At 49.0% G+C, this 10774-nt stretch carries 8 protein-coding genes; 4 read left to right on the forward strand and 4 right to left on the reverse strand.

The genetic code is table 11. The features are described 5' to 3' along the window. Positions 1-86: 86 nt before the first annotated feature. The 3 genes from ST37_RS04505 to priA form a co-directional block, all read right to left on the reverse strand. Complete coding sequence (locus tag ST37_RS04505) at positions 87-638, reverse strand: SPOR domain-containing protein (protein ID WP_084884143.1); 552 nt, start codon at positions 636-638, stop codon at positions 87-89. 124 nt (positions 639-762) lie between these two features. Continuing rightward, on the reverse strand, positions 763-1818 hold the full coding sequence (gene cytR / locus ST37_RS04510; protein WP_084884144.1) for a DNA-binding transcriptional regulator CytR: 1056 nt from the start codon (positions 1816-1818) through the stop codon (positions 763-765). Between the two features lie 181 nt (positions 1819-1999). After that, positions 2000-4207 carry a primosomal protein N' gene (gene priA / locus ST37_RS04515; RefSeq protein WP_084884145.1) on the reverse strand — a complete coding sequence of 736 codons (2208 nt, stop codon included), beginning with the start codon at positions 4205-4207 and terminating at the stop codon, positions 2000-2002. Positions 4208-4562: 355 nt separating this feature from the next. On the opposite strand from priA, the gene rpmE reads away from it, so the two are divergent. Next, on the forward strand, positions 4563-4781 hold the full coding sequence (gene rpmE / locus ST37_RS04520) for a 50S ribosomal protein L31 (RefSeq protein ID WP_084884146.1): 219 nt from the start codon (positions 4563-4565) through the stop codon (positions 4779-4781). A gap of 228 nt (positions 4782-5009) precedes the next feature. Beyond that, the gene (locus ST37_RS04525) at positions 5010-6272 is read left to right on the forward strand and encodes a malic enzyme-like NAD(P)-binding protein (RefSeq protein ID WP_084884148.1); all 1263 of its coding nucleotides are present in this window, start codon (positions 5010-5012) and stop codon (positions 6270-6272) included. Positions 6273-6364: 92 nt separating this feature from the next. Here the strand turns inward: ST37_RS04525 and metJ are convergent, their stop codons facing one another. Beyond that, the gene (metJ, locus tag ST37_RS04530) at positions 6365-6685 is read right to left on the reverse strand and encodes a met regulon transcriptional regulator MetJ (RefSeq protein ID WP_084884149.1); all 321 of its coding nucleotides are present in this window, start codon (positions 6683-6685) and stop codon (positions 6365-6367) included. A 204-nt stretch (positions 6686-6889) separates the two neighbouring features. On the opposite strand from metJ, the gene ST37_RS04535 reads away from it, so the two are divergent. Together ST37_RS04535 and ST37_RS04540 are read left to right on the forward strand one after the other, a co-directional pair. Continuing rightward, on the forward strand, positions 6890-8053 hold the full coding sequence (locus ST37_RS04535) for an O-succinylhomoserine (thiol)-lyase (RefSeq protein WP_084884151.1): 1164 nt from the start codon (positions 6890-6892) through the stop codon (positions 8051-8053). After that, positions 8053-10461, forward strand: a complete 2409-nt coding sequence (locus ST37_RS04540) for a bifunctional aspartate kinase/homoserine dehydrogenase II (protein ID WP_084884153.1) — start codon at positions 8053-8055, stop codon at positions 10459-10461. The genes ST37_RS04535 and ST37_RS04540 overlap by 1 nt, the downstream gene beginning before the upstream one ends. The last annotated feature ends 313 nt before the right edge of the window (positions 10462-10774 follow it).

The following is a 10774-nucleotide window of genomic DNA, read 5'->3' on the forward strand; positions in this document are numbered from 1 at the left end:
TACCAACTTTTCCAGTCATTAAAAAAGCCGAGTTTGATAATTCAAACTCGGCTTTTTTATCTCTTCAGTCCAGAAATTGGTTGGTATTACTGGCCGTTATCTTTCCATATTGCACACGGCTCAATTTTAGCCCGTTGCAGTGTGTGTTTGTCTTTTTCTGCGTCGCGTTTACGTTCGTAAGGTCCCAGAACCACGCGGTACCAGCTGCTGTCTTCGCGTTTTTTGATTTGACTGTTAATGCCCTGAAAGGCGATGTCCATTTTACGCTCTTGAGCCGTGCTCATGGTTTTGTAAGCACCGCACTGCATGATGTAAGGTACATCGGAGACCGCTAACTCTTTGGCTTCAACTTGAACCTCTTTTTCTGGCAGCGTCTTAATGTAATCCCACTCTTCTTCAGGGATCGGTGGTAGTTTTGATGCTGGCTTTTGAGGAGCAACCTTGGGTGCTGGCTTAACAGCAACCGGTGGCGTAACTTCTGGCTCAGGATCTTGATTGAGAAGGTACAAAGCATACCCAAACCCTGAGGCCACGAGTATCGCAAGTAACACCGGCTTAATAGGCTTTCGCTTAGGGGCGGGTTTCTTTCTTGAGCGTTGAGCGGGTTTACCGCGTTTTACATAGTCTTTTTTTGCCACTATTTTACTGCCATCATTACTACAATAAAGCGCCGTTTGAGCGGGCGCGAAAGTTCGCCTATGTTACGGGGGAACCCTCGATAAATGCAACGATTACCCGCAACAGATTGGCCTTGGAACGGTATTAAAATGTTGCTGGATTCACTTCAGCAGGGTGCTCATTATTCCCTTCTAGAGCGCTAGCTGGTGGACAAGTACTTTCGCGTATCACGGACTTGGCTTCCAAAATTTTTGACGGAATACTGCCTGAATGGCCTTTCAGTCTCGCCAAGAGCATCAATGCTGACTCACGGCCTATTTCGTAGCGGGGTTGTTTGACTGTGGTTAATGGTGGATCGGTGTAAGCAGAATATTGTATGTCGTCAAACCCAACCACTGAAATATCTTCCGGTATACGCAACCCCATCTTCTTCACGGTTTGCATAGCACCAATGGCCATTGCGTCGTTGTGGCAGAAAATGGCGGTAGGCGCGAGTGAAGAACTCAGTAACTCTTTCGCCAATTGGGCACCAGAGTCGAAAGAGAAATCACCATACGCGGTAAATCCATCGTTCAACGCCCCCCCGGAACGGCGCAGCGCTTGCTGGTAACCACGATGTCGGAAATTACTTAAGGGAGAGGTTATTGGGCCACTGATCTGAGCTACTCGACGGTGTCCTATAGAGGTTAAGTGGTTCACAATGTCGTAAGCGGCGGTGAGATTATCGATATGTACGGTCGGTAGCTCAAGCTCAGGAGCGTATTCACAGGACATGACTAATGGAGGCAAATTGCGCTGTTCTTCTTTACTCACGTCAAAAGGCACATCACTACCCAGTAGGATCATGCCATCAGCTTGCTTGGTAAACACTAAGTTAACAAAGGCATTTTCTCGACCTTTGTGCTTAGACGCATCGCCAAGCAACACTAAGTAACCTTGCTCTAGTGCGGCGTCTTCAATACCACGAATGATCTCGGAGAAGTAGGTGTCACAAATATCGGGAACAATGACAACAATGGTTTTGGATTCGTTGCGGCGTAAGTTCCGAGCCAGTGAGTTAGGGGCGTATCCCGCTTCTACAATCGCTTCTTCCACTCTTTTACGGGTGGACACTGAGACTTTTTCAGGGTTCATCAGCGCACGAGATACCGTGGCTGTAGAGACACCCGCGAGATCAGCAACATCCTTCATTGTCGCCATGATAATTTCCTTTGTACCTGTTGACGTATTAGCATTTGTTCTTGGTCTTTAATCATCTATTTCGCGCCATCGATGCTTATTGATCGCGCGCAATCGCACACCCTAAACATCATAACGTATGTCTCAAGCATATCACGTGATTGGTACGAGGTGCGGTTAAATATGTTTTATACGAAAGAGATCACACCAAATCTTGTGGCTCAACGTCAATGCTCCAGCGCACTTTGCTGGCTAAATCGAGCATATTAATGGCCGGCTTTGCGCTGGCAAGTAATTTTAGCAGCGAGGTGCGATGCTCCGTTTGCAGCATTAATTGCCAACGAGATTTCCCTGCACGTTTGGCCATCGGCGCTGGTGTGGGCCCCAACACCAAGGATTGATGAGCAAAGATAGGGTGAGCCTCAAAGATGTGCCTGACTTGGCGTAAAAACTGCTCGGCACGGTCTGCGTCATGGGCCTCTGCTCTAATGAGAGCCAAGTAAGAATAGGGCGGTAACATCGCCTGCTGGCGCTCAACTAAGGTGTTCTGCGCGAATGTCTCATACCCTTGCGTGGTCAACGAATTTAACAGTGGGTGCTCTGGGTGATGGGTTTGCAACAGCACATGTCCAGGTTTGCTGGCTCGTCCGGCTCGTCCTGCAACTTGAATATACAATTGCGCCAATTTTTCTGCGGCGCGAAAATCACTGCTATAGAGAGAGGCGTCTACATCGAGCAAGGCCACCAAAGTCACATCGGGAAAGTGATGGCCTTTGGCAAGCATCTGCGTACCGATGAGGATGTCATGTTTGCCTTGAGTGATGCTATCGAGCGCTTGCTGCAAACTGCCTTTTCGCCGGGTACTGTCGCGGTCGATTCGGATTGATGAGTGCTCTGGAAACAGCTGATTAAGCTTGGTTTCAAGCTGCTCTGTACCGACGCCCACGGCCACCATCTGATGTGAGCCACATTCGCGGCACTGTGCGATGGCTCTTCGGTTTGAACCGCAGTGATGGCAGCGCATCTCTTGACTACTGGCATGGTAAGTATAAAAGGCATCACACCGCTGACACTCGGCTGTCCAGCCACAATCGTGACACATCATTGCCGGTGAAAACCCACGTCGATTAAGAAACAGCATCACTTGGTTACCTGCATCCAAATGGCGCCGCATTTCTGCAATCAGGCTGCCACTTAACCCGGCTTCCAAATATTGACCTTTAATGTCGAGAATTTGATTGGTGGTTGGAAGCGCGTTACCGGCTCGAGCGGTGAGTGCTAAATGATGATACTTACCTCGTTCGGCGTTATATAAACTCTCAATAGACGGAGTGGCAGAGCCCAACAAAACCGGAATATTGTGTTTATTGGCTCGCATTACGGCAAGGTCTCTTGCGTGATAGCGCAGTGTATCTTGTTGCTTATACGAGCTGTCGTGCTCTTCATCAACAATAATGATCCCCAGCTGTTTAAATGGAGTGAACAGCGCCGAACGGGTACCGATTACGATACCTGTGGTGCCATTTTTGGCGTCTAACCACGCGTTCAGCTTTTCACTTTCGTTGAGCGCAGAGTGCACCACTGTAACGGGAACATTAAATCGGTTTTTAAAGCGGCTGATGGTTTGCGGGGTTAAACCAATTTCAGGGACCAGTACTAACGCTTGTCCACCGCGCTCTAATACCGGTTCGATAGCGTTTAAGTAGACTTCTGTCTTTCCTGAACCCGTGACGCCTTGCAGTAGGTAACAACCAAACTCGCGCTTAGCATTAATGCTACCAATGGCAATCGCTTGTTCTTCGTTGAGTTGAGGTTTATCGTCGTCGTTGAGTAAAGACGTGCCACTTACCGACCAAGGCTTCATGACTTGCGCAATCGAGTCCTGTTGTATCCACCCTTTATCTTGAACCGTTTTAAGTATCGCGCTGCTAAACTCTTCGCTTAATTGCGCATGGTTCAGCTCACCATGGCTAAGCTGCTCTAACAGACTGTGTTGTTTAGGTGCGCGTTTATTGCCGGCGGCGAGTTGGTCACGTCCTGCGTCGGTAATTGACCATACTTGAACAGGTTCATTAGTTGCTGCTTTGCCTTTACGCAGAGCAGAAGGGAGTGCGATGGAATAGCTGTCTCCAAGCGGATATTGATAGTATTGCGCGCACCAATGGATCAGCTCCATCATCTCTTTCGGCCACAGCGGCTCGTGGTCGATGACTTGAGTAATGGGTTTGAGTTTGCTGATGGGAACATCGGACTGGTGTTTAAATCCTGTCACAATACCAATATGGCTTTTGGGGCCAAAAGGAACTCGTACTCGTCCACCGACCACCGGAAAATGGTGGGCTTCAATCAAATAGTCAAATTGGCGATCAAGGGGCACAGGCAGTGCAACCTGAACGATTTGTGGGCGCATACGTTAATTCTAATTACTGCTCGGGGTAGTGGCGTCATAGTAATTGGGTTTAGATAGGACAGCAATAGCGACCCTTTCAGAGCGAGATAGTCGTGCGGTGTAGAGTCGACCAAATTGGCCCCAAAAATAAACCGCGAAGCAAGGTTACGTCTATACTGAAGCCGTGAAAGGGATTGTGCAGAAAAAAGCCACAAATCGGTTGATCCTCCCTGCGTTATTCATTACTATACTGCGCCTTGACGGTGCTGTATTAGCGCCATTTTTAAGAAACTACGTGTGGTGGTCAGATTACGGGTGTTCTCAAGAGCATTTTAGTAGAACTGATTAGCGACGCGGCCTAACTGAGGTTATCCCCATGAAAGCAGGTATCCATCCTGAGTACAAAGCGGTTAAAGCAACTTGTTCTTGCGGCAACACGTTTGAGTTTAACTCTACTCTAGCTAAAGAATCTATCCACCTAGACGTATGTGACCAATGTCACCCGTTCTACACTGGTAAGCAACGTATCGTTGATACTGGCGGCCGTGTTGATCGCTTTAACAAGCGTTTCGGTGCACTATCTTCTAAGAAGTAATTCTTACAAGATACTCGAAAAGGGCGCCTCGGCGTCCTTTTTTGATCCTACTAAAAAGTGAACGAGCTTTGCACAGGCAACTGTGCTCACAAAAATCTCTCTGCATTTATTGGGAAAATCCCGATAAGTCTCCTAAAATCATTTGTTTATACTTAATTTCTAATGAAGTTCTATTTCAATAGGACTCACAGTAATTTTTACCTTTTCGCTCTATATTTGGAGAACTGTATGACACAACCGTCACAATTGGATGCCTTTCGTCAACAAGCACTCGATTATCACGCTGAGCCAACACCAGGCAAAATTGAAATAGCACTGACCAAACCGGCTGAAACCGTTACTGATCTAGCCTTGGCTTATAGCCCTGGTGTCGCCGAGCCTGTAAGAGAGATTGCGCAGAACATCGATAATGTTTACAAGTACACCGCAAAAGGCAACATGGTGGCGGTCATTTCAAACGGCACCGCTATTTTAGGCTTGGGTAACTTAGGGCCGATGGCCTCAAAACCAGTCATGGAAGGTAAAGCGCTGTTGTTTAAAAAGTTTGCTGGACTAGATTCGATTGACATTGAAGTCAAGCATCGCACTATCGATGAGTTTGTCGACACCGTGGCCAATATTGCCGATACGTTTGGTGGGATTAACTTAGAAGATATTAAAGCGCCGGATTGTTTTGAAATCGAATCTCGACTCATTGAGCGCTGTGATGTCCCGGTGTTTCATGATGATCAGCACGGTACGGCTATTGTAACAGCTGCTGGTATGCTTAACGCCATAGAGCTTCAAGGGAAAAACCTTAAAGAGTCGACCATAGTATGTTTGGGCGCAGGCGCTGCGGCGGTAGCTTGTATGGAGCTGCTGATCAAATGTGGTGCTCAGCGTGAAAAGATATACATGCTTGATCGCAAAGGGGTGATCCATACTCGTCGCGATGATTTGAACGAATACAAACAGTTGTTTGCCAACAACACTGACAAACGCACCTTGGAAGATGTTATTGAAGGCGCCGATCTGTTTTTGGGTGTCTCAGGACCGAATCTTTTGTCGCCAGACGCATTGGCATTGATGGGTGATAAACCTGTGGTGTTTGCGTGTTCTAACCCCGATCCAGAGATTCGTCCTGAAACGGCCCATAAAGTACGAAGTGATTTAATCATGGGCACTGGACGCTCGGATTACCCGAACCAAGTCAACAATGTAATCTGTTTCCCGTTTATTTTCCGTGGCGCACTCGATGTTCGCGCCTCTGAAATCAACGATGAAATGAAACTTGCTGCGGTAGAAGCGATTCGTAAACTGGCGAAAGAGCCTGTTCCAGAACAAGTACTAAAAGCTGCAGGTGTGACTTCGCTAGAATTTGGCTCACAGTACATTATTCCTAAGCCGATGGACCCTAGACTACTACCTCGCGTTGCGCGTGCTGTCGCGCTGGCTGCGGTTGAGTCTGGTGTTGCTCGAATTGAACTGCCTAACGACTACATGTTGGGTTAGGCAGTTTCATATAGCCAACGAGAAAAACGGCCGTTTATCGCAATTGCGATGAACGGCCGTTCGCTATTTATTTAAAGCTCAAAATACGACGTTTATTCTTCGTCGAATGCCTCGAACTCGATCCCCATTTCCGTCATCAGCGCTTTCACTTCTGCAGGAATATCGTCTGGGCGATCTTTTCTTAAGTCTTCATCGGTTGGCAGTGGCTGACCCGTATAAGCATGTAAAAATGCTTCACACAGTAATTCACTGTTGGTCGCGTGACGCAGGTTGTTGACCTGGCGACGTGTACGCTCGTCTGTGAGTACTTTCAGTACTTTTAGTGGAATCGATACAGTGATTTTTTTTACTTGCTCACTTTTCTTACCATGCTCGGCGTAAGGGCTAATGTACTCGCCGTTCCAGTCTGCCATTGATTACCTTGTGCGTGACTCTGTTCAATTGAGGGCATTCTAGCGGTATTCCTGTTTACATGTAAAGACGTTTAGACGTCTAGAGGTGTTGATGTCTCAACTTGAAGCGGGTAGAGTAGACGTTAGTCACATTATCAGTTTGAAATTTAGGCGTTGCTTAGCCTTTACAAGGAAATTCGCCTGAGCATTCACAAGGAATAAAGCATGAGCAAACACCACCCGGCGACGATTGCCGTACGCACTGGCATAGAGTCAGATACTCAGCACCATGCCGTTGTCCCACCGATCTACCTGTCGACCAACTATGGTTTTCCAGAATTTGGCGAAGTGCCGCAATACGATTACACCCGCTCTGGCAATCCAAACCGAGGTTTACTTGAAACCGCACTGTATGAACTAGAAGGTGGAGAAGGCGCTGTGGTGACCAATTGCGGTACCTCGGCCCTTAATTTATGGGTGTCAGCCTTTGTTGGGCCCGATGATCTTATTGTTGCCCCGCACGACTGTTACGGTGGGACCTATAGACTGTTCAATACCCGTGCCAACAAAGGCGACTTTAAAGTTGTCTTTGTCGATCAAACTGACCCAGACGCAGTGGCGCAAGCCTTGGCAAGAAAACCTAAATTGGTATTGATTGAAACCCCTTCAAATCCACTTGTCCGTGTTGTAGACATTGAAGAGCTGTGTCAAAAAGCGCATCAAGTTGGCGCGAAAGTTGCGGTCGACAATACGTTTTTAACGCCGGTGTTTCAAAAGCCTATTGAGTTGGGTGCGGACTTTGTGATCCACTCAACCACCAAGTTTATTAACGGTCACTCGGATGTGATTGGCGGAGTGGTGATCACCAAAACCGTTGCAGATGCCGAAGAGCTGGCCTGGTGGGGAAATTGTATTGGTGCAACGGGTACGCCATTTGATTCTTACATGACTTTACGTGGTATTCGTACCTTAGGTGCGCGAATGCGTGTGCACGAAGAGAGCGCCAATTTGATATTGCCGTTTTTACAGCAGCAACCTCTAGTAAACGCGATTTATCACCCAAGTCTGCCTGAACACCCTGGACACGAGATTGCTAAGAAGCAGCAGCGCGGATTTGGTTCGATGCTCAGTTTTGAATTTGCGGGTGAAGAAGAGCAACTAAAAGCGTTTATTGGTGCCTTACAGCTATTTTCACTTGCCGAATCATTGGGTGGCGTTGAAAGCTTGATTTGTCATCCAGCCACTATGACGCACCGCGCGATGGGTGAAGAAGCGCTCGCCGAAGCAGGCGTTTCACATAAACTGCTGCGCCTATCAATTGGCTTGGAAGAGGCTGCGGATCTCATTGAAGACCTTGAGCAAGCTTTTGCTGTGGCAGGAGCGTTGTAATGCTAGTGCGTCAACTTCATAAATTTGGTGGCAGCAGCTTAGCTGATGCTCAGTGCTATCAGCGCGTGGCGAGTATCCTTCAGCAGTACTCTGGTGACAATGATTTAGTGGTAGTGTCCGCTGCAGGGTCGACGACAAATCAGTTGATTAAGTGGGCCAATGCGCTCGAGAGTGATGGCCGTGTTGCTCACGAAGTGCTGCAAGAACTGCGTGCATTTCAAACTCAGCTCATAGAAGAGTTACTTCGTTCTGAGCAACAACGCGCACTGCTTGAATCTTTGGCGATCGATTTTTCCGAACTAAATGGGGCCTCTTGGCCTTTAGAGAAAACAAAGCGGGCGTACTTTTTGGGAATGGGAGAAGTGTGGTCTTCGAAGTTGCTGGCCGCGTTGTTATGCCGCAATGAATTGCCAGCAGTGCAGCTAGATTCCCGACAGTTTCTACGCGCTGAAAAAGGCACGCAGCCAGAAGTGGAGCGTGTCGCCTCGAAACAGTTACTGATGAATGAACTGGCACAACACCATGATCGCCGTATAGTGATCACCGGCTTTATGGCGCAAGACCATCAAGGTAATACCGTCTTATTGGGTCGAAATGGATCAGATTATTCTGCAACTGTGATCGGTTTACTTGCCGAGGCGTCCCGGGTCACCATTTGGAGTGATGTTGCAGGCGTATACAGTGCTGACCCTCGCATTGTTGAAGAAGCTTGCCTGCTACCACTACTGCGCTTAGACGAGGCCAGTGAATTGGCTCGCTTAGCCGCACCCGTTTTACATAGCCGTACGCTACAACCGGTGGCGCAAAGTGCCATTGACTTGAACCTGCGTTGCAGTCACGCTCCTGAGTCAGGGTCGACCCGCATTGAGCGCGTTCTCGCCTCTGGTCGTGGCGCAAAGATTGTAACCTCGCTCGATGACGTGGTGTTACTCGATGTATCCATCGAACATGGGCACGACTTTGAACGCTGCTTAGAAGAGCTCTCGGACGCATTAGCGAAAGCGCAATTGGTGCCTTTAGCGGAAGAAGTTCAAGGGGACCGATACAAAATACGACTGGCCTACACCCTGGAAGTCGCAAGAGATGTGCAGGAGTTTATCCAAGCTCAGTCACCGCTTTATCATGTCGATTATCAAGCTGGATACTCTATAGTGGCCGCAGTCGGTGCTGGCGTGACCTCAAATGCACAGCACTGCTTTGGTTTCTATCAGCAACTTAAGCACCAACCGCTTGAGTTTGTCTACGAAACAGACTCCGAGCTGAGTTTGGTGGCAGTGTTGCGTCAGGGATCCAGTAAGCTGATCCTAAATGCGCTGCACGCACAACTGTTCCAAGCCCAAAAGCGCATTGCTGTAGCATTGTGTGGGCGAGGCAATATTGGTGCAAGTTGGCTGTCACTGTTCGAGACTCAGCAGGACGTGATGAACAAACGTTACGGAATGCAATTTGATCTTGTGTGTGTGGCGGACAGTAAAAATTACTGGTTGGATCTTGATGGGCTCGATGCCCGTCAAGTGACCGATGATGGCTTTGAAAAGCACGCGGTGCGAAATGACAATGGGTGGCAGACTCAACTCAAAGAGCAGCAGCGCTATGATGAAATCGTGGTTATCGATGCCACTGCTAGCGCGGCATTGACTGCCAACTATATCGCATTTGCCGAGCACGGCTTTCATTTGATTTCTGCGAATAAATTGGCAGGCTCTGCACCGAGTGAAACGTATCACTTGATCCAAGATGCGTTCTCTAAAACCGGTCGTAGTTGGCACTACAATGCCACAGTTGGCGCAGGGCTTCCGATTAATCATACGGTGAGAGATTTACACGAAAGTGGCGATACGGTCGTGTCGTTTTCAGGGATTTTCTCAGGAACACTATCGTGGCTATTTCAGCAGTACACCGGTGATATCCCCTTTAGTGAGCTTGTCGAGCAAGCGTGGCAGCAAGGTTTGACGGAACCCGATCCACGCAAGGATTTGGATGGCAGTGACGTGATGCGCAAGCTGGTGATTTTGGCGCGTGAATCTGGACTCGACATTGAACCCCAGGCGGTAAAAGTGGAGTCCTTGGTTCCTGAAGCACTCAATGCCTTGTCCGCCGATGAGTTTTTCGATCATGCCGAGCAACTGGATGAAGCGCTGCTTGAACGTGTCGAAAAAGCCAATGAAGAAGGCAAAGTACTTCGCTATGTGGCGAGGTTGGATCGAGATGGGAAAGCCAGCGTTGGTGTTGAAGCATTGCCGTCCAATCACGCGCTCGCAAACTTATTGCCGTGTGACAATATCTTTGCAATAGAAAGCGTATGGTACAAAGACAACCCCTTAGTCATTAGAGGCCCAGGCGCAGGCCGTGACGTGACTGCAGGAGCGATTCAGTCGGACCTAAACCGCATCGCAGCTTCGCTGTAAAGGCGAGAGGCGAGGGAGGAAGAGCGAGGAACGAGGACGTCACTGCGTGACTGCGAGGCGCTTTTTGAGAAAAGCTTTCGAGTAGAAGAATGAACAAACGTCCTTCACCGACCGCCCCCCTAGCTCCGCGCCCCCGCTCCCCGCAGCGAAGCGTCCCCGCTCCCCGCAGCGCAGCGTCCCCGCTTCTCGCAGCGCAGCGCCCCCGCTCCCCGCAGCACAGCGTCCTCGCTCCCCGCAGCGAAGCGTCCTCGCCCCCGCTCCCGCCCCCCGCCCCTCCCCAGTCTTACTGAAAAAAATCGAACATCAACATGAA

Origin of the sequence: Vibrio sp. qd031 (assembly GCF_002100145.1) — a bacterium.
In the GTDB taxonomy this organism is placed as follows: Bacteria; Pseudomonadota; Gammaproteobacteria; order Enterobacterales; family Vibrionaceae; genus Vibrio.

What these genes read in the sequence shown, in the direction of transcription:
- cytR (WP_084884144.1), bottom strand. Translation starts at nt 1,818, where the DNA reads ATGGCGACAATGAAGGATGTTGCTGATCTCGCGGGTGTCTCTACAGCC.
- priA (WP_084884145.1), bottom strand. Translation starts at nt 4,207, where the DNA reads ATGCGCCCACAAATCGTTCAGGTTGCACTGCCTGTGCCCCTTGATCGC.
- rpmE (WP_084884146.1), top strand. Translation starts at nt 4,563, where the DNA reads ATGAAAGCAGGTATCCATCCTGAGTACAAAGCGGTTAAAGCAACTTGT.
- ST37_RS04525 (WP_084884148.1), top strand. Translation starts at nt 5,010, where the DNA reads ATGACACAACCGTCACAATTGGATGCCTTTCGTCAACAAGCACTCGAT.
- metJ (WP_084884149.1), bottom strand. Translation starts at nt 6,685, where the DNA reads ATGGCAGACTGGAACGGCGAGTACATTAGCCCTTACGCCGAGCATGGT.
- ST37_RS04535 (WP_084884151.1), top strand. Translation starts at nt 6,890, where the DNA reads ATGAGCAAACACCACCCGGCGACGATTGCCGTACGCACTGGCATAGAG.
- ST37_RS04540 (WP_084884153.1), top strand. Translation starts at nt 8,053, where the DNA reads ATGCTAGTGCGTCAACTTCATAAATTTGGTGGCAGCAGCTTAGCTGAT.